This window comes from Embleya sp. AB8 (assembly GCF_049739465.1).
Taxonomy (GTDB): domain Bacteria; phylum Actinomycetota; class Actinomycetes; order Streptomycetales; family Streptomycetaceae; genus Embleya.
Map to the genome: position 1 here is coordinate 71,371 of NZ_JBMHHY010000015.1, position 18,753 is coordinate 90,123.

Here is an 18,753-nt window from a genome sequence, read left to right on the forward strand (position 1 = left end):
GACGTCGAGTCGGCGCACGGCACCGAATCGACCGCCCCGCGCCGCGCGGGTCACCGACGGCGGCGGACCGGTCCCGGTGTGGTGTTCGACTGCCCGCTCCCCCGGCGGGCCAGGCAGGCATCCCGAGGAGGGACAGCACCACATGCTCAGACCAAGAACCAGGGAAAGTACTGGGTCCGGATTCCGCAACAAGCGTGTCGCCGGCGTACTGGGTACCGCCCTCGTGGCCGGTGCCCTGGGCGTGGGCGCGGGGGCGCAGTCCGCGAACGCGGCTCCGGTGACGTACAACGTGCACTGCGTACCGCCGAGCATCGGTGGCGGTCCGTTCGACTTCGACGCCCAGGTGGACCTGACGGTCGATCCGGTCAAGCCGAAGTACAACGTGGGCGACGAGGTCACCGTCACCTGGACGTGGAAGGACGCGGCGAAGAACCCGTCCTCGGTGACGGTGAACGCCGACGCGGTCAAGCCGCGCGGCAAGGTCCTGGTCTCCGGCGCGCAGGGCGGCGAGATCGCCATGGAGGGTCCGCAGAAGAACGCGCAGACCCCCGGCGGCGAGAAGCTGTGGCTCGCGCCGATGACGGGCAAGCTGAAGATCGCCAAGCCGGGCGAGCTCAACCTCTCCCCCGGCGGCTATACGAGCACCGCGAACATGTTCGGCAGTTGGGACACCCCGTGCACGCCGAACGGCACGCCGGGCGTGGGCACGACGCTCAAGGTCGACGGCGCGGTCAAGACGCCGACGGTCACCTTCGATCGCAACATCGTCCGGCCCGGTTCGGCCATCGACGTCACCGGGGAGAACTGGCCGGCCGATGCCGCCGGGGTCACCGTGCAACTGTGCGACCAAAACGGCAACGCCTGTGCACCGGAAGGGGCGTCGGGCTCCACCCTCACCGTCGACGCCGCCGGGAAACTGGCCGGCCAGGTCAAGGTGGCGGCCGAACTGCCGGACGCGATTCGCCAGGTCCGGATCGGCTCGGCCGGCGCGGCCGTCCTGGTGCCGATCTCGGTCGCCAAGGACGCGCTGCGCCACTCCGAACCGGTCAAGTACACGGTGCGCTACACCCCGGCCGGCGGCAACGGCCCGGTCTTCGACTGGACTCCCGAGATCGCGCTCTCGGTGACCCCGGTCAAGCCCTGGTACGAGATCGGCGACCAGGTCACCGTCAACTGGAAGTGGATCGGCTACCCGCGCAACCCCTCCAGTTGGGTCGTCGCGTTGAAGGACACGGTGACCCCCAGCGGCACCGTCAAGCTTTCCGGCGCGCAGACCGGCGACGTATCGGTCGGCGGGCCCAAGGGCAACCCGGCCACGCCGGGCGGGGACGTGCTCAAGGTCGGCGACATGACCGGCAGCTTCAAGATCACCAAGCCCGGCCGGATCGACCTGACGCCCGCCGGATACGGCATGAAGGTGATCACGATCGGGTCGAGCGGGGTGCCCGTCGGCACGCCGGCCGTCTCGCACTCGATCGCGGTGGGTCAGCCTGCGCAGGCCGATCTGATCGTCGAGCAGAACTTGCTGAAGCCGGGCGACGTGGCCAAGCTCTCCGGCGCGAACTGGCCGACCGGCCAGGGCAATCCGCAGGTCCAGCTGTGCCGGGAGGACGGCTCGGAGTGCACCGGTTCCGCGTTCGCCGCGAGCACCGGTTCGGTGGCCGCGGGCGGCGCACTCACCGCTCAGGCCACGCTCGGTCCGAACGTGGCACCGGGCAACTACCGGATCAAGGTCACCGTCGGGATCACCTCGGTGTCCGCACCGGTCACGGTGACCTCGGCGGTCGTGCTGCCGCGCGCGATCACCGCCACGCCGGACCGGGGACCCTCGGGTACCAAGGCGCACGTGACGGGGAAGAACTTCACCCCCGGCGCGCCGGTCGTACTGGAGACCCTGGACGCGGGCCTCGTCGCCACCGGTGACTCGGTGGAGGCCACGGCGGCCGCGGACGGTACGTTCGCCGTCGATCTGACGGTGACCAAGCCCGGCACCACCCAGATCCGGGCGGCGGAGAAGAGCGACCGCAACAAGATGGCGCTCGTCGCGTTCACCTTCGAGGGTGGCGGCGGTCCCATCGAGGAGCCCGGCACGCTGTCCATGACCCAGGCGGCGAACGGGGTCGTGCTCGCGGACATCCCGTTCTCCAACCGGGACCAGGCGATGACCGGTGCCCTGAACGCGGTCACCGTCACCGACGCCCGCAAGGGCACCCTGGGCTGGCAACTCACCGGTTCCGTCTCGGACTTCAAGGCCGACGGCGGCAACTCGCTGCCTGCGTCCGCGCTGTCCTGGACACCCCGATGCACGGTGGCCGACCCGACCTCGGCGAGCCGGGTCGTGACCGGTTCGGCGGGTACGGTCAACGGCGGCCTGCTGTGCAGCGCGGCGGCGTCCGCGGATCCGGCGCACAAGACCGGTGGCGTGTTCACCGCGAACGCGGGCCTGTCGCTCGCGGTCCCGGCGTACCAGGCGGCCGGCACGTACACGGGCACCCTGACGCTCACCGTCTCCTGACGACGCATCAGCCCGGCGCGGGGCGTTGCCCATTGCGGTGAAGCAAGCGGCACGCGAAAGGTGCACGAAGAAGGCGGGAACCACCGATCGGTGGTTCCCGCCTTCTTCGTGCGCCACCACATACGCCGCTTCGTCCACCCGCCCCCGGAATGCGCCGTCCCCGCCGGCCCGGCGCCTTTCGAATTCCGGCATCGAGGTACCGCCGGCGTCGATTGACGACTCCTGTACCTCGCGTGCCGTGCGGCACCAAATGAATCCGGTCGATCACCCTCGGAAATCCATTGCACGGTTCGACACGAGTCGTGATCTTGGTGACTCGTGACAATCCGACCGAGGTTCGATATCCAGTCGCGGTGAATTGCTCGAGCGGATTCCGGTGGCGGGTCCGAAATCGATCTCGCGGCACGTGTCGACGGCGTACATTCACCATTTCGCGAGGCCCGCCCGAACATGGCGAAGCCCGCCCCACCGGCACGGTGGGGCGGGCTTCGCCGAACGTCGACCGAGGTCGGCCGATCGATCAGTAGGCGAACGACTGCTGGGGGCCGCCCAGCACGCACGCGATCTTGTGGCCGGGGATGCCGGACACGGCGGAGACGTCGATCGAGACGCTCCAGTTGGTCGCGCTCGGGACGGTCGGCGTGCTGCCGGTGCCGAGCGGGGTGGTGAGCGTACCCGAGGTGATCGAACCACCGGTCAGGGGCAGCGCGCCCAGACCGACGGTCGACGGGCTGCCGGCGGCGATCGGGTCGTTGACGGTGCCGCTGTAGGTGAGCGGACCGCTGGTCGAGTCGAGCTTCGCGGTGGTGGTCAGCTGGTTCGCGGACACCGCGACGGGCATGTTGAGCTGGGTGACGAACCGCAGCTTGTGCGTCGCGGTCGAGGACAGGGTGCCGGTCACGCCGGTGTAGTCCGTCCCGAGGGACAGGTCCTTGCAGTTGTAGGTGGCCGAGGTCGAGCCGCCGGCGAACGCGTTGCCGCCGAGGCCCAGGGTGGCGGCAACAGCGCCGGCCAGACAGACCGAACCCAGGCTGAGGATCTTGGACTTCGACATTTCGGTGGTGCTCCTTCGATCGGTTGGGGACTGACGTGTCTCTCGCTGCACCCCTACCGGCTGGCCATAAGGGGTGTTCGAACCGAACTGGCGACAAGTCGCCGATAAAGAAGCAGTCGGGGCGTAACGCCCTCGCCGCAGCCAGAGTGAATCAAGCATTCCGGTAACAGTCAATGCCCATCTAGGGACTTTTCTTCTTGTCGACAGACTGACACGTGACGCATCACAAGCACCGTCGATCATGGCCGCCAAACCTGCGAAAGATCCCCGTTCCGAACATGATCTTGGTGACACGTGTCGACCTTTCCGAGGCCCGGATTTCCATTGACTTCTCTGAATAGCCATAGCTAAATAACGCGCGAAGACATAAGAGGATCCGACCCCGGACACCCGGACCGCGGCACGGGCCGCCCGGGACCCGCCAAGGGCCTCGCCGAACCCGGAGCGTGCCCTCCCGAACGGGAGCGCGACCCACGTAACTTCGAAAGGAGTCCGGTGCCCTCCAGATTCGCTCCACGAAAGATCACCGTCGCACTCGGCGCCGCGATCGCCCTCGGCACGACCGGTCTGGTCGTGCTCGCGCCGTCCGCGCAGGCCGTCGAGGTCGACTACCAGTCCCGCTGCGTGAACCGGACGCTCCCCACGCTGGAGATTCCCGACTCGACCCTGAAGCTGGACCTGGTCGTCACGCCCGCCAAGGCGACCTACCAGGTGGGCGACACCGTCAGCGTCGAGTGGCAGTGGAAGAACCACGCCAAGGTTCCCCCGAACCCGTACGTCAAGGGCGTGGACAAGGACTCCACGCTGCCGACCACCAATGTGCAGCTCGGTGGGGCGATGACGGCCAAGATCGAGCTGAAGGGGCAGCGGATCAACCCCGCCGCACTCGCCGGTGAGGATCTGGTCCTGACCAACCCCGTGGGCCAGTTCACCCTGACCACCGCGGGTACGGTCACCCTGACCCCGGCCGCGTACAACACCAGCACGATCGCGTTCGGCTCGGTCGAGTCGTTCACCGACTGCACGCCGCTGAACTCGGTGGCCGCCTCGCAGACGCTCACCGTGGAAGGTGCCTCGCAGGTCGCGACCCTGGCCGCCACCCCCGCCACGGTCGCCGCCGGTTCGCCGACCGCGCTCACCGGCAACAACTGGCCCGGCGGTCAACTCAAGCCCGAGCTGTGCAAGACCGACGGCACCGCGTGCGACCCGGCCGGGATCAAGGCCAACACGCTCGCCGTCGCGCACGGCGCGCTCACCGGCAATGCGACCGTGGCCAACTCGGTGGCGCCCGGCGACTACCTGATCAAGGTCAGCAGCGGCACCACCTCGGCGACCGCGCCGCTCAAGGTCACCCCTGCCGCGGTGCGCAAGACCACGATCAGCCCGGACCACGGCCCGGTCGGCACCAAGGTCACGATGACCGGCTCGGGTTACACACCGGGCGGCGGGGTCCAGTACTCCTGGTCCGACGACTCCGGGGTCCCGGACGAGACGCACTACGCCACCGCGGACGCGTCGGGCTCGTTCACCGCGACCAGCGAGATGTACTGCGACTGCTTCACCCAGCTCATGGTGACCGACTCGGGCGCGTGGGGCAGCAACCCCGTCGAGCACCTCCCGTTCCGGGTCACCGCACCGCCCACCGGCGGCCTCGAGCAGACGATCACCGGCGCCGTGACCCCCGGCGCGCTGACCATCACGCAGCAGGCCTCGGCCATCAAGCTGTCCGACATCACGCTCAACGGTCAGGCGCAGAACATGACCGGCGCGCTGAACCCGGTCACCGTCAAGGACTTCCGCGGCGGCGCCACCGGCTGGACGCTGACCGGCGCGGTCTCCGCGTTCACCAGCGCCGACGGTGGCAACATCGGGGCCGACAAGTTCAGTTGGACCCCGAAGGTCACCGCCGACCCGGGTTCGCCCAGCGTCGCGGCGCCCGGTAGCGCGGGCCCGATCGGCTCCGGCGCCACCCTGGCCTCCGCGCCCAACGCGGCGGTCACCGGCGGCACCTTCACCGCCGACGCCGGCCTCTCGCTCGCCGTTCCGGCATACCAGAAGGTCGGCACCTACAGCGCCACGCTGACCCTCTCGATCAGCTGACGCCGCCTCACCGCAGACCGGTCCGGCCCCGGAACGAATTTCTTCGTTCCGGGGCCGGACCGCTTTATCCGGCGATATTCGAATCATTGTTTGCGGGCGCCGATTCCACCGCCCGAAAGAAATGATCTTGGTGACACGTGTCAAGCCAGAAACCCATTGTTCACTCTTGACTTCTCGACCATTAGGAGATGAATTCTTTCCTGAACTCTCGACTTGCCGACCCAGGCCGCCACGGTCCTTCATGGCGGTTTTCTTCCACGCCGCGATCGACCGGATCGGTCGCACCCCCGACCATGGAGGAAGCACATGCGCGAAGCGCGCAGATCCACCACCGCGACCAGGACGGGACGCCGGCTGACCGCCGCGTTCGCCGGGACGGCGCTGGCGATCACGGGCCTGGCGGCACTCGCCCCGGCCGCCTCGGCCACCCAGATCAACCCCTCGGTGAAGTGCAGTCTGCCCGCCGGTCAGGGCACGGCCACCGGCGTGCAGGCGATGGACGTCAGCTTCTCGCCGGCCGTGGTCGCCCCGGGCGCGACCGTCACCGCGACGGTGACCCTCGGGCCCAGCCCGGCGACCAGCCCGATCTCCCTGACGGTGCCGACCACGCCGACCATCGACCTGGCGATGTCCGGCGGCGCCACCGGCACGGTGACGGTGGTCGGGCCGGAGTTCCAGATCCCGGTCCAGGCGAACACACCGATCCAGACCCCGCAGTACTCGGGCACCTTCGTGGTGCCGACGACCGCGGCCGGCCCGGTCACCTTCAGCCCGGTCCGGACCCTGACGTACACGAAGGTGCTCGGCTCCAACTACCAGACGCCGTGTGACATCACCTCGGGCAGCGGCGCCGTCGGCTCCGTCACGGTGACCGGCGGCCCCGGCACACCGGCCACGCTGGACGCGCCGACCACCGACGTGCGCCCGGGTACCGCCGTGCAGCTGTCGGGTGCGGTCTGGACGCCGAACGCGACCGCCAACGTGCAGCTGTGCGACTCCGCCGGCGGCAGCTGCAACCCCGCCGGCTTCACCGCGAAGTCCCTGGTGATCGACGCGGGCGGCAACCTGAGCGGCACCGCGACCCTCGCGGGCACCACCGCCGACGGCAGCTACCGGGTCAAGGTGCTGGACGGTACGAAGGAGGCCACGGCCCCGATCACCGTCAAGAAGTACGTGCCCAGCGGCCCGCTGCAGATCTCGATCACCCCGAACCGCGGCCCGCTGAACACGGTGGTCACGGTGTCGGGCAAGAACTTCCCGGCCAACACGACCGTCGCCTACGCGCTCACCGACTCCAGCGGCATCCCGGACGACTCCTACTACGCGACCAGCACCCCGGACGGGACCTTCACCGGCACCATCCCGATCTACTTCGACACCGCCGCCGCGGTGCTGGCCTGGACCGGCTCCTTCGGCAACGGCAACCCGTTCGCCTCGGCGCCGTTCACCGTCGCCACCGACCCGCCCACCGTGTCCGCCTCGCCGACCACCAGCCACCCCGGTGGCAGCGTCAAGGTGACCGGCGCGCACTGGACGCCGAACGCGACCGTCAGCGCCCAGCTGTGCAGCCCGAACGGCGCCACCTGCTCCGCGGCGCAGATCGCCCAGGGCCCCGGCACGGCGGACGCCAACGGGAACCTGAACGGCACGGTCAAGCTGGCCTCCTCGGGCATCGCGGACGGCCAGTACACGCTGAAGCTGACCGACGGCACCGGCACCGCGTCCACCCCGCTCACCGTCCAGCGCCGCTGGATCGAGCTGGACAAGACCTCCGGCCCGGCGGGCTCGTGGGTCAAGGTCTCGGGCCACGGCTTCGGCAGCTCGGCCTGGATCAACGTCAACGGCCTCAACGCCTCGGGCGGCAAGACCAGCGACTGGGCCGGCGCGTGGGCGCTGCCGAACGGCGACTTCTGCATCTGGATCTGGCTGACCCGCGGCGACGACACGGGCGTCATCGCCTCGGAAACCTTCCACCCCGACCGCAACGCGTCGACCCCGTGGACCGTCACCCCGTAACACAATGACCCGATAACGAAGTGGGCCGCATATCCGAGCGATATGCGGCCCACTTTCCTTTTCCACCACACCGATTGCCGACACACCCCACGCCGCCCGGAAATTACCCGGGCCGCCCCCGAAAGCAGAACAGTGTCCCGAATGCGAAGAATCGTGCCACTCCGGTCGATCGTCACCGCAGAGCATCCCGGGCGGCCTTCGCGACGACCGTCGCGGGGGCCGCTCTCGTTCGCCGGCCGAATCCGGAAATCCGGCCCGATACACCGTCAACCACCTTGATCCGGCCATGAATCCGCGCTCGAATCCGGGTGCGTTCGGCGGCGCCGTAAGTGATCATTGATCCTGCCAAAGATCGCGATGGTGACCACCTCGTCGGGTCGCTCACCCGACTCCCCTCGCCCTTCGGCCGCTGCCAACTCCGTACCCCGGCAAGGAGATCCGTGCGCCAACCAAGGCAATCCGCTCGTCGCATCCTGGCGAGCCACGCGACGGCGATGGTCGTCGCGACCACCGGGTTGATCGCCCTGGCCGCCACCCCCGCCGAGGCCGCCCCGGTGACGTTCCCGGAGAAATGCGTCCTCAACGGTCCGACCTCGGTGCCGTGGGCCACCGACGACGTCGGCGTCGACCTGACCGTCTCGCCGGCGAAGCCGGTCTACAGCGCGGGCGAACGAATCACCGTGAACTGGCACTGGCAGACCCGATCGTCGATCCCGGTCCCGCCCGGCCACGAATCGCTCAGCGCCGTCGCCCAGGTCCGGGTCGGCGGTGCCGAGTCCACCACTCTCACCCTGCGCGGCCAACCTCGCCGGCAACCCGAGGCACCGGGCGAGCGCATCGAACTCGACGACCTCACCGGCACGTTCGTCCTTCCGGACAGGGGCCCGATCACTTTCACGCCGGATGCGTACGGGATATCCGACGCGTGGTACTCCCCGCTCGGGCTGATCAGTTGCTCCCCCACCACCCCGCCGGCCGTCTCACGCACCCTGGAGATCGGCCCCGGACCGGCCCTGGACGTGTCCCCGGCCCGAATCGGCCCCGGCACTCGCGTCGAGTTCACCGGCGAGGGTTGGCCGGACGGCAGCGCGCGAGTGGAACTGTGCGTGAATCCGACCGACACGTGCGTCCCGGAATGGGTGGGATCCGCCGCCGGCAGTGCCCAAGGCGGGCACCTGTCGGGATCCGCGACGATCGCCACGCGTCCATCCATGCCGCTGCCGTCGGCCGGCTGGGACTCGAAGTTGTACCTGCGCGTCTGGGTGGGCAGGTACAGCGCCGCCCGGACCGTCGAAGTGACGCCGACCGACTCGACCCGGATCACCGGCTCGATTGCCCCCGGCAGCCTGACCCTCCGTCAACAGGCAAGCGCGATAAGGCTTTCCGACATCACCCTCGACGGCACCGCGCAGGCGATGACCGGCGCGCTGAACCCGGTCACGGTCACCGACGTGCGCGGCGGTTCGCTCGGCTGGACGTTGACCGCGGACATCTCCGACTTCACCTCGCCCGAGGGCGGCCGGATTCCCGCCGACCACTTCACCTGGAAACCGTCGATCCAGGCCGACCCGGCCTCCCCGAGCACTGCCGCCGCGGGCATCCCAGGTCGAATCGCGGGTGGCTCGACCCTGGCCTCCGCGCCGCCCGCGCCGCACACCGGCGGCACCTTCACGGCCGGCGCCGCGATCAGCCTGGCCGTACCCGCGTACCAAAAGCCCGGCTCGTACAACGCCACCTTGACCCTCTCGATCAGCTGACCCGACCCCGAAAACAGCCCCACAAAAACACCAAGCCCGCCCACCGAGCAATCGGTGGGCGGGCCCGGTGGGTTCTCGCGCGGCTACTCCGTCGCCGTCAACCGGCCGAGGGCCGCGTCGATCCTCGTCAGCACTCGCTCGCGGCCCAGTACCTGCAGCGACTCGAACAGGGGCAGGCCCACCGTGCGGCCCGTGACCGCGACCCGGACCGGGGCCTGGGACTTGGACAACTTCAGGCCGTGCGCGGCGCCCGCGGCCTCGACCGCGGCCTTGAGCGCGTCGACGTTCCACTCGGCGCCCGCGAGCTCCTCGCGCGCACTGGCCAGCACCTCGGCGGCGCCCGGCTTCATCGCCTTGGCCCAGGCCGCCTCGTCCTCGGCGGGCTGCTCCAGGAACAGGAAGTCCACGTACATCGGCACCTCGTCGAGCACCGTGATCCGGGTCTGCACGAGCGGCGCCACCTCGGCGAACACGGCCGGGTCGTACGCCTCCTTCGCCCACGGCGCCTTCGGCCCCAGCACCCACGGCTCGCAGGCCCGGACGAAGGCGTCGGCGTCCAGCGCGCGAATGTAGTCGGCGTTGAACGAGGACAACTTCTTGACGTCGAAGAAGGCCGACGACTTGTTCACGTCCCGCAGGTCGAAGAGCTGCTCCAGCTCCGCGTACGGCCGGATCTCGATGTCGTCCTTGGGGCCCCACCCGAGCAGGAACAGGTAGTTCACCAGCGCCTCGGGCAGGTAGCCCTCGTCCAGGTAGGACTCGAGCGCCACCTTGTCCCGGCGCTTGGACAACTTCTGCCGCTTCTCGTTCACGATCACCGGCAGGTGCGCCCACTGCGGCGGGGTCGCGCCCAGCGCCTCCCACAGCAGCTGCTGCTTGGCCGCGTTGGACAGGTGCTCCTCGCCGCGGATCACGATGGTGATCCGCTGGTCGACGTCGTCGACCACGTTCGCCAGGAGGAACACCGCCGAGCCGTTGCCCCGGGCCACCACGAAGTCCTCCAGGGAGGCGTTCGGGAACTCGGTGTCGCCGCGCACCAGATCGGCCACCACCGTGACGCCCTCGTCCGGGGTGCGAAAGCGGAGCGCGCGCCCGTCGCCCGCCGCCAGCCCGCGGTCGCGGCAGAAGCCGTCGTAGCCCAGGTGCTTGGAGCCGGTCCGGGCCTCCAGGTCCTCACGCGTACAGTCGCAGTAGTACGCGCGGCCCGCCTCGAACAGTTTCACCGCCGACTCGCGGTGCAGCGTCGCGTTCTGCGACTGGAAGTAGGGGCCCTCGAAGGCCGGGTCGGACGCGTTGATCCCGATCGCGGCGAGCGCGCTGATGATGCCCTCGGTCCACTCCGGCCGGTTGCGCGCCTCGTCGGTGTCCTCGACCCGCAGCACGAACGTGCCGCCGGCCTTGTGCGCCACGGCCCAGTTGTACAGCGCGGAACGGGCGCCACCGACGTGGAACATGCCGGTGGGAGAGGGAGCGAAACGAACACGAACCGAAGAGGCAGACATGTGCTCCAGGGTATCCGCCGCGCCGACCGGGTTCGCTCCGATATCCGGCTCGGCGCGGCACCGCACGTGCTCGGCGCATCACCCGCACCGGCCCGACCAGCCCTCAGCGCATCACCTCGGGAACGGGCATGTCCACCCACACCGTCTTGCCGGCGCCCTGGTGCACGACCACGCCCCAGTCCAGCGTCAGTCGCCGGATGATGTGCAGCCCGTGTCCGCCCGGTCGCGTTCCGGAGTGCGGCGCCCGGGCCTGCGGGGACACCTCGCTGCGGTCGTCGACCTCGATCCGGAGCAGTTCGCGCGTGCGCACGACCCGCAGTTCCACCGGACCACCCGCGTGCAGGCAGGCGTTGGTGACCAGCTCGACCGCGACGAGCAGCACGTCGTCGGACGTCAGCAGCACCTGTTGGTCCTGGGAGCCCGTCCATCCGTACGCGTGCAGCGTGTTGCGGATGAAGGTCCTCGACCGCGCCACCGCCCCCGCCGCGCCCTCGAACGGCAATCTCCGCACCTGGCGAAGCGGTGGGGTGGAAAAGCAGGCCCCCCCGTCGCCGGACGCCTGCGATCGCATGGCGCACATCTACTGGCTCACCTCGCTCACGCCGCTACGCGGTGATAGTTGCCCGCATCCCGCTGGAGGACACCAGAAGTCACGGGCTACTCTCCGACCGCCTCTGCCAGGGTCTCGTGGAAAGTGAACCCCTGTACCGCACCGGTGATCTCGAATACCCGCGCAACGGCGGGTTGAACGCCCACGAGGTGGACCGCTCCGCCCGCGGCCTGCGCGCGCAGCCGGGCGGCCAGGAACGCGTTCAGCCCGGTCGAATCACAGAAGTCCAGTGCCGAGCAGTCGATCACCAGGCGGACGCTGCCCCGGTCGACACACTCGAACAGCCGGTCGCGCACCGCGGTGGCACTGTCCACGTCGATCTCACCGGCGACCGTAACGATCGCAGAGGTGCCGTTGGTGCGCACGGACACCGTCAAGCCGCCCTGCATGCCAGCCTCCTGCTGCCTGCTCGTTACCCACCGAGTACTCCGGCCCGGGCACACGATAGACGACCGCCGCACCGCCGTGCGGTCGACCGACGACGAGAAGTTTTCGAGTGGATCGTGTTTGTCCTCCCCCATCCGGGTTAGGCGCACGGAGGAGATCCCGAAACGCGGAACGAGGGGGAGGCATGGCAGTACAGCTCGAAACCGAGACGCAGGTCCGGGGGCCGCAGCGGCCGTCGGCGATGGAGACCGGGGCAACGGAGCTGGATCTGTACGGACTCACCCACGAATTCGACCCGACGGAGCTCGACGGCATGGGCGCCGCCGACGCTCGCGCGCTCTCCAAGACGCTGTTTCACCGGTTGCACCGACTCGACGAAGGCACGCCCGAATACCAATACGTGCGCAACACCCTGATCGAACTCAACCTGCCCCTGGTCAGGTTCGCCGCCCGCCGCTTTCGCTCCCGCAGCGAACCGCTGGAAGACGTCGTCCAGGTCGGCACGATCGGGCTGATCAAGGCCATCGATCGGTTCGACATCGAACGTGAGGTGGAGTTCCCGACTTTCGCGATGCCGACCATCCTCGGCGAGATCAAACGCTTCTTCCGGGACACCACGTGGTCGGTCCGGGTACCGCGCCGCCTGCAGGAGCTGCGGCTGCGACTGGCCAGGGCCGCCGACGAGTTGGGACAACAACTGGACCGGGCGCCCACGGTCGCCGAACTCGCCGCGCATCTGGAGGTCTCCCGCGAGGAGATCGTCGAGGGCATGATCGCCTCGAACGGCTACAGCGCGTCCTCCCTGGACGCCCCCGGCGGTGTCGGCGGCGAAGGCGACGCGGCGATCCCGCTGGACCGGCTCGGCTCCACCGACGACGCGATCGACCTCGTGGAGAACCGGGAATCGCTCAAGCCGCTGATCGCCGCGCTCCCGCCGCGCGAGAAGCACATCCTGATGTTGCGCTTCTTCGGCGACCGGACCCAATCCGAGATCGGCGAACAACTGGGCATCTCCCAGATGCACGTCTCCCGGCTGCTGTCGCGCACGCTGGGCACACTGCGGGCCGGGTTGCTCACCGAGCACTGAGCACCGAGCCGCCCGCGAGCGCCGAGGGCAACCCCCGCTCCGCGCCCGGCCGTAGCGCACCGCGGGGCGGGACCCGAGCACCGATCGGATCCCGCCCCGCGTCCTGCCACCGCCCCCGGATCAGCCCGTCGGCGGCTCGAACTTGCGCGTCCGCCGCAGGCCGGCCGCCCGACCCTTGGCCGAGATCACCAGCGCCATCTTGCGCGACGCCTCGTCGATCATCTCGTCGCCGAGCATCGCGGCGCCCTTCATACCGCCGGCGGCCGAGGTGCACCAGTCGTAGGCGTCGAGGATCATCTCGGCGTGGTCGTAGTCGCCCTGGGTGGGCGAGTACAGCTCGTTCGCGGCGTCGATCTGGCCCGGGTGCAGCACCCACTTGCCGTCGAAGCCCAGCGCGGCCGAGCGGCCGGCCACCCGGCGGAACCCGTCCACCTCCTTGATCTGGAGGTAGGGCCCGTCGATCGCCTGGAGGTCGTTGGCCCGCGCGGCCATCAGGATCCGCATCAGGATGTAGTGGTACGCGTCGCCGGTGTCGTAGCCCGGCGGCTGCTCGCCGACCACGAGCGACTTCATGTTGATCGACGCCATGAAGTCGGCCGGCCCGAAGATGATCGTCTCCACGCGCGGCGACGCGGCGGCGATCTCGTCCACGTTCACCAGGCCGCGGGCGTTCTCGATCTGCGCCTCGATGCCGATCCGGCCGACCTCCAGGCCGACGGTCTTCTCGATCTGGGTGAGCAGCAGGTCCAGTGCCTTGATCTGGGCCGCGTCCTGGACCTTCGGCAGCATGATCGCGTCGAGGTTGGCCCCCGCGCCCTCCACGACGGTGACCACGTCGCGGTAGGTCCAGTGGGTGGTCCAGTCGTTGACCCGCACGACCCGGATCCGGTTCCCCCAGTCTCCGTTGTTCAGCGCGTCGACGATGGTGTGCCGTGCGCCCTCCTTCGCGAGCGGGGCGCAGGCGTCCTCCAGATCGAGGAACACCTGGTCGACCGGGAGTCCCTGCGCCTTCTCGATGAAGCGCGGGTTGCTGCCGGGTACGGCCATACAGGAACGGCGGGAACGCAAGCTACGCGATGTGGCGGCCATGTCTCTGGTCCTCCCAGTGCTGCGGATCGTGCGGTCAGGTTACCGACGGGTCACCCGCCGCGGACTATGAGGTGGCGCACGTTCGGCACCCGCGCGTTGTGGGACGCTGTGGCGCATGACGGACACCGCCGGCCCGCCGCCCGCCGCCGCGACGATGACGCCCGAGGAGCGCGCGCTGGTCGAGGAGGGCGCGCGCAAGTCGGGGTTGTTGTGGCTCACCGTGGGGGCCGCGCCCGCGCGCCCGGTCTGGCACACCTGGCTCGACGATTCCTCGTGGCTGGTGACCGCCCGCGAGGCGGGCACGGTCGAGCAGTTCGTCCCGGGCCTGACCGCCGCCTCCCGCGTGCTGGTCGACGTGCGCAGCAAGGACAAGGGCGGCCGGCTGCCCGGCTGGACCGCCCAGGTCGCCGTGGTCGCGCCCACCGAGCCGGCCTACGAGGCGGCCGTCCTGGCCCTGCACGCCACCCGGTTGAACGCGCCCGACGGCGAGGAACAGCCCGCCCGGTGGGCCCGCGAGTGCGACCTGGTCCGGCTCACCCCGACCGGCGCGGCCCGCCCCGGGCCGGCCGACGCCGGGCGCGCCGTGCCGATCGGCTCGCCCGCCGGCACGCGCGGGGCGTCCCCGTTCAACCTGTCGATCGGCCGCCTGCGCCGCCGCGGTTGAGCAGGCCCCGGCCGAGCAGCGGACCCGGCCGAGCAACCCGGGCACAGCGGACGTCGCGGCGGCTCGGGAGAGCGGCGGCTCAGGGGAACAGCACCGAATCGTTCCTGAGCCCGCCCGGCACCGGCGGCTTGCTCGGCCGGCCGATGTCCGAACGCCGGGTGCCACCGGTGCTCGGTGTGCCGTTCGTCGGCGGCTTGGACTGCGACGAGCCGTTGTTGCCGTTCGTCGGCCGGGGGCTCAGGTCCTTGTCCACCACGTCCTTGGGCTCCGGCGCGTGCAGGTCGACCCGCTCGCCGTAGCCCAGGAAGTCGAACGCGCCGGGCTGCTTCGCGTCCGCCGCCGCCTCCATCCGCAGCAGGTAGGGCGGGCCCTCGGTGGCCACCCAGATGGTGCCCCCCGTGCCCGGCGTCCGGTTCTCCAGGGCGATCGCCCGGTGGCCGTTGACCTGCCTGGTCGGGCCCTTGTCCAGCTTGCCCGGCTTGCCCATCAGCTTGTTGGTCAGCCGCTCGACGTAGGTGTTCTCCACGATGCCGCCGTACCTCTTGTCCCCGGAGGGCACCTGTACGTACTTGTCGTGGCCGGCCACATCCGCGCCCGTGCCGACGTTGGACCAGAACTTCGCGTCCCCGCGGAACCAGACCTGGTTCTGCACCCGGGTGACATCGGCCGTCGTACCGTCCTCGACGATCTGGCCCGCGCTGCCGATGGCGGTGAACCGCATGTCCACGGTGAACGGCTTGGCCGGCTTGCCCGCGCCGCCCGGGACCAGCACCTCGCCCTTGACGTGTACCGACTTGGCGCCCGCCGTCGCGGCCTGGGCGCGCTGCAGGATCGCCGCCGGATCCAGCGAGTCCACCTGATTGCCGAGCGGCGCACCCGCCGTCGGCTCGTCCGCCGTCGCCTGCCACGAGCGGTGTGCGGGCCGGCCCGCACTGCACCCGGCGGCCAGCACCGTGACCGATACCGCCGTCGCCACCACGAAGCCGCGCCGCACGTGATCCACCGTTGGGTTCCCTCGTCGTTCGATGTCTCGTTGGTTCACTGAGCCCATTCGCCGCCCGCCCACGTCGGCGTCCTACCGGAACGGTATCCCGGAGGCAAAAGCCGCCGCGTCAGTCGGTGCCGCCCGGTATCAAGTCCCCCGGCTTCTCCGTGGTCTTGTCCCCCGGCTTGCCGGTGGGCGGCTTGCCCGCCGGATCCTTGCCGTCGGTCAGCGTCCCGTAGTCCACCACCTCCTCCGCCTTGGGCAACACCAGCGGGAAGTCCTGGTTGTACTCGAACAGTTCGAGCGATCCGCCGCTGGGCGAGGGGATGTACTTCAGCGGGAACGGGGTCCCGCTCAACGCCACCCGCAGTTCGCCACCGCGGCCCCGGTCGGCGGCCACCTTGAGCGTCTCGGCGCCGCGTACCTTTTCCCGACCGTTCTTCTTGAGCTTGCCGTTGAGCCGGATCAGATCGGTGATCATGTCCTGCATCCGGGTGAAGCCGGACAGTCGCGCGTAACTGGGATCGGAGGGCGGCACCTTGACGAACTTGTCGCGCAGCGCCTGCGCCGACTGCTCGACGTCGGCACCGCCGCGGCCGTCCCGGCCCTGGTACAACCGGGCGTCGCCGCGCACGAACAGGTCCTGGCCGATCCGCAGCAGTTCGACGGTGCTGTCCGAGGTGACCACGGTGCCCACCCCGCCGTCGCGCTTGAGCCGCAGGTCGATCCGGAACTGCCGGTTCTCGATCTTCCACACGCCCTGCACGTGTACGGCGGTGGCCCCGGCCGCCGCCGCCTTGGCCTTGCCGGTGATGGCGTCCGCGGGCTCCGCGCCGAGCCCGCCCTCCGCCTTCGAACACGCCGTGCCGGCCAGGACACAGCCGGCCAGGAGGGCGATCGTGGTCTTCGTCTGAGGCAAGCGCACGGGCGGCACTGTACTGAGCCGAGCGGCGGGTGTCGTGATCGCGCCCGCCCGCACCGGTAGCCTGACCGCCTGGTGCCCACGCGAGGCGACCACGCGCGACGGCGCGGACGGCGACATACACATCGGCGTACACATCGGCAACGGAGGGAGCACGACATGGGTGCGTCATCCGGGCGGGTGTTCATCTCGCACCTCGCGGGCGTGGCCGTGTTCGACCCCAACGGCGACCATGTCGGCCGACTGCGCGACGTGGTGGTGATGCTGCGCACCGCCCAGTTGCCGCCGCGCGTGCTCGGCCTGGTCGTCGAGGTGGCCACCCGGCGGCGGATCTTCGTCCCGATGACCCGGGTGACCAGCGTGGAGACCGGCGAGGTGATCACCACCGGGCTGGTCAACATGCGCCGCTTCGAACAACGACCGAGCGAGACGCTCGTGCTCGCCGAGATGTTGGACCGCCGGGTGAGCCTGGCCGAGACCGACGAGGCGGTCACCGTCCTGGACGTGGCGATGGCGCTCGGGCGCGGTCGCGACTGGCTGATCGCCAAACTCTTCGTGCAAAAGGGCGCCGGCTCCGGTCTGCGCCGGCGGCGCGGCGAGACGATCACCGTGGACTGGAACGCGGTGATCGGCTTCGAGCGCCCCGAGGACCAGCAGGGCGCGGCGAACCTGCTCGCCACCTTCGAGCAGTTGCGCCCCGCCGACCTGGCGAACGTACTGCACAACCTCTCGGCCAAGCGGCGCGCCGAGGTGGCCGCCGCACTGGACGACGACCGACTCGCGGACGTCCTGGAGGAGTTGCCCGAGGACGACCAGGTGGAGATCCTCGGCCAGCTCCAGGAGGAACGCGCGGCCGACGTACTGGAGGCGATGGACCCGGACGACGCCGCCGACCTGATCTCCGAACTGCCCGAGGACACCGCGGAACGCCTGCTCGGCCTGATGGAGCCCGAGGAGGCGGAGGACGTACGCCGGCTGCTGACCTACGTCGAGGACACCGCCGGCGGCATGATGACCACCGAGCCGATCGTGCTCGACCCCGGCGCCACCATCGCCGAGGCGCTCGCCCACGTGCGCAACTCCGACCTGTCGCCGGCTCTGGCCAGCCAGGTCTACGTCTGCCGGCCGCCGACCGAGACGCCGACCGGGAAGTACCTGGGCACCGTGCACTTCCAGCGGTTGTTGCGCGATCCGCCGTTCACCCTGGTCGGCGCGGTGTTGGACACCGACCTGATGCCACTGCGCCCGGACACCCCGCTGGCCGAGGTGACCAGCTTCCTGGCCGCCTACAACATGGTCGCCGCGCCGGTGGTGGACGAGGACGATCATCTGCTCGGCGCGGTCACCGTGGACGACGTGCTCGACCATCTGCTGCCCGAGGACTGGCGCGAGGGCGCCATACACGGAGACGGGGGTGCGCACCGTGGCACGGGATAGCACGAGTACCGACAAGCGCCGCCGGCCGCGGTTGGACCAACCGCGCACCCCGGGGCTGCGCCCGCTGCTGCCCGCCTACGATCCGGAGGCGTTCGGCCGGTTCTCCGAGCGGATCGCCCGGTTCCTGGGCACCGGCCGGTTCCTGGTCTACATGACCGCCACGGTGGTGGTGTGGATCGGCTGGAACACGGTGCTGCCGGCCGACGTGCGCTTCGACGAGTATCCGTTCATCTTCCTGACCCTGGTGTTGTCCCTCCAGGCGTCCTACGCCGCGCCGCTGATCCTGCTCGCGCAGAACCGGCAGGACGACCGGGACCGGGTCAATCTGGAGCAGGACCGGTCCCGCAACGAGCGCAGCATCGCGGACACCGAGTATCTGACCCGCGAGGTCGCGGCGCTGCGGATCGCGCTGGGCGAGGTGGCCACCCGCGACTTCCTGCGCTCGGAACTCCAGTCCATCCTCAAGGAGTTGGACGAGCGCCGGGAGACCGACGGTTGGCTGATGGGCCGCGACGTCACCGACGCGCACCTGGGCCGCCCGCAGCAGTCGACGGACCCCGAGCAGGACTGAGCATTTCTATACGGTTGTATTAGTCACTCGTCCAAGACATTCGTCTATCCGCGAGTT

General features: G+C 70.0%; 15 protein-coding genes. 8 read left to right on the forward strand and 7 right to left on the reverse strand.

The genetic code is table 11. The annotated features are described in order from the left end of the window. The first annotated feature begins 142 nt into the window (after positions 1–142). A complete protein-coding gene (locus tag ABIA38_RS22900; protein WP_424640639.1) occupies positions 143–2,515 on the forward strand; it encodes a hypothetical protein in 2,373 nt (790 codons plus the stop codon). A 520-nt stretch (positions 2,516–3,035) separates the two neighbouring features. Here the strand turns inward: ABIA38_RS22900 and ABIA38_RS22905 are convergent. Continuing rightward, positions 3,036–3,569 carry a hypothetical protein gene (locus ABIA38_RS22905; protein WP_424640640.1) on the reverse strand — a complete coding sequence of 178 codons (534 nt, stop codon included), beginning with the start codon at positions 3,567–3,569 and terminating at the stop codon, positions 3,036–3,038. A 495-nt stretch (positions 3,570–4,064) separates the two neighbouring features. Here ABIA38_RS22905 and ABIA38_RS22910 point away from each other — a divergent pair, with 495 nt between their 5' ends. The 3 genes from ABIA38_RS22910 (at position 4,065) to ABIA38_RS22920 (ending at position 9,442) form a co-directional block, all read left to right on the forward strand. Next, positions 4,065–5,669 (forward strand): hypothetical protein, encoded by a 1,605-nt coding sequence (locus tag ABIA38_RS22910; RefSeq protein ID WP_424640641.1) that lies wholly within the window; start codon positions 4,065–4,067, stop codon positions 5,667–5,669. A gap of 306 nt (positions 5,670–5,975) precedes the next feature. Further along, positions 5,976–7,685: a hypothetical protein gene (locus tag ABIA38_RS22915; protein WP_424640642.1), complete on the forward strand. Its 1,710-nt coding sequence runs from the start codon at positions 5,976–5,978 to the stop codon at positions 7,683–7,685. 440 nt (positions 7,686–8,125) lie between these two features. Beyond that, positions 8,126–9,442: a hypothetical protein gene (locus ABIA38_RS22920; protein ID WP_424640643.1), complete on the forward strand. Its 1,317-nt coding sequence runs from the start codon at positions 8,126–8,128 to the stop codon at positions 9,440–9,442. Positions 9,443–9,525: 83 nt separating this feature from the next. Here ABIA38_RS22920 and gltX read toward each other — a convergent pair whose 3' ends face one another. The 3 genes from gltX to ABIA38_RS22935 all read right to left on the reverse strand — a co-directional run bounded on the left by gltX (position 9,526) and on the right by ABIA38_RS22935 (position 11,943). Beyond that, positions 9,526–10,896, reverse strand: a complete 1,371-nt coding sequence (gene gltX, locus ABIA38_RS22925; RefSeq protein ID WP_424640644.1) for a glutamate--tRNA ligase — start codon at positions 10,894–10,896, stop codon at positions 9,526–9,528. 151 nt (positions 10,897–11,047) lie between these two features. After that, positions 11,048–11,455: an ATP-binding protein gene (locus ABIA38_RS22930; RefSeq protein WP_424640645.1), complete on the reverse strand. Its 408-nt coding sequence runs from the start codon at positions 11,453–11,455 to the stop codon at positions 11,048–11,050. A 146-nt stretch (positions 11,456–11,601) separates the two neighbouring features. Beyond that, positions 11,602–11,943 carry an STAS domain-containing protein gene (locus ABIA38_RS22935; RefSeq protein ID WP_424640646.1) on the reverse strand — a complete coding sequence of 114 codons (342 nt, stop codon included), beginning with the start codon at positions 11,941–11,943 and terminating at the stop codon, positions 11,602–11,604. A 182-nt stretch (positions 11,944–12,125) separates the two neighbouring features. Here ABIA38_RS22935 and ABIA38_RS22940 point away from each other — a divergent pair, with 182 nt between their 5' ends. Beyond that, complete coding sequence (locus tag ABIA38_RS22940) at positions 12,126–13,028, forward strand: RNA polymerase sigma factor SigF (RefSeq protein ID WP_424640647.1); 903 nt, start codon at positions 12,126–12,128, stop codon at positions 13,026–13,028. A 120-nt stretch (positions 13,029–13,148) separates the two neighbouring features. On the opposite strand, the gene ABIA38_RS22945 is transcribed toward ABIA38_RS22940, so the two are convergent. Then, positions 13,149–14,117: an HpcH/HpaI aldolase/citrate lyase family protein gene (locus tag ABIA38_RS22945; protein WP_424640648.1), complete on the reverse strand. Its 969-nt coding sequence runs from the start codon at positions 14,115–14,117 to the stop codon at positions 13,149–13,151. A 115-nt stretch (positions 14,118–14,232) separates the two neighbouring features. On the opposite strand from ABIA38_RS22945, the gene ABIA38_RS22950 reads away from it, so the two are divergent. Then, on the forward strand, positions 14,233–14,781 hold the full coding sequence (locus tag ABIA38_RS22950) for a hypothetical protein (protein ID WP_424640649.1): 549 nt from the start codon (positions 14,233–14,235) through the stop codon (positions 14,779–14,781). A gap of 79 nt (positions 14,782–14,860) precedes the next feature. Here the strand turns inward: ABIA38_RS22950 and ABIA38_RS22955 are convergent, their stop codons facing one another. Continuing rightward, on the reverse strand, positions 14,861–15,784 hold the full coding sequence (locus ABIA38_RS22955; RefSeq protein WP_424640650.1) for a hypothetical protein: 924 nt from the start codon (positions 15,782–15,784) through the stop codon (positions 14,861–14,863). A 109-nt stretch (positions 15,785–15,893) separates the two neighbouring features. Beyond that, entirely contained in the window at positions 15,894–16,691 is a 798-nt protein-coding gene (locus ABIA38_RS22960; protein WP_424640651.1) for a hypothetical protein, read from the reverse strand. Between the two features lie 156 nt (positions 16,692–16,847). Here ABIA38_RS22960 and ABIA38_RS22965 point away from each other — a divergent pair, with 156 nt between their 5' ends. Both ABIA38_RS22965 and ABIA38_RS22970 read left to right on the forward strand, forming a co-directional pair. Next, a complete protein-coding gene (locus ABIA38_RS22965; protein WP_424640652.1) occupies positions 16,848–18,125 on the forward strand; it encodes a magnesium transporter MgtE N-terminal domain-containing protein in 1,278 nt (425 codons plus the stop codon). Further along, positions 18,112–18,696 carry a DUF1003 domain-containing protein gene (locus ABIA38_RS22970; protein WP_424640653.1) on the forward strand — a complete coding sequence of 195 codons (585 nt, stop codon included), beginning with the start codon at positions 18,112–18,114 and terminating at the stop codon, positions 18,694–18,696. Before ABIA38_RS22965 ends, ABIA38_RS22970 begins: the two co-directional genes overlap by 14 nt. Positions 18,697–18,753 lie beyond the last annotated feature (57 nt).

Coding starts and splice junctions, on each gene's coding strand:
- ABIA38_RS22900 (WP_424640639.1), top strand. CDS start 143: ATGCTCAGACCAAGAACCAGGGAAAGTACTGGGTCCGGATTCCGCAAC.
- ABIA38_RS22905 (WP_424640640.1), bottom strand. CDS start 3,569: ATGTCGAAGTCCAAGATCCTCAGCCTGGGTTCGGTCTGTCTGGCCGGC.
- ABIA38_RS22915 (WP_424640642.1), top strand. CDS start 5,976: ATGCGCGAAGCGCGCAGATCCACCACCGCGACCAGGACGGGACGCCGG.
- gltX (WP_424640644.1), bottom strand. CDS start 10,896: ATGTTCCACGTCGGTGGCGCCCGTTCCGCGCTGTACAACTGGGCCGTG.
- ABIA38_RS22935 (WP_424640646.1), bottom strand. CDS start 11,943: ATGCAGGGCGGCTTGACGGTGTCCGTGCGCACCAACGGCACCTCTGCG.
- ABIA38_RS22940 (WP_424640647.1), top strand. CDS start 12,126: ATGGCAGTACAGCTCGAAACCGAGACGCAGGTCCGGGGGCCGCAGCGG.
- ABIA38_RS22945 (WP_424640648.1), bottom strand. CDS start 14,117: ATGGCCGCCACATCGCGTAGCTTGCGTTCCCGCCGTTCCTGTATGGCC.
- ABIA38_RS22950 (WP_424640649.1), top strand. CDS start 14,233: ATGACGGACACCGCCGGCCCGCCGCCCGCCGCCGCGACGATGACGCCC.
- ABIA38_RS22965 (WP_424640652.1), top strand. CDS start 16,848: ATGGGTGCGTCATCCGGGCGGGTGTTCATCTCGCACCTCGCGGGCGTG.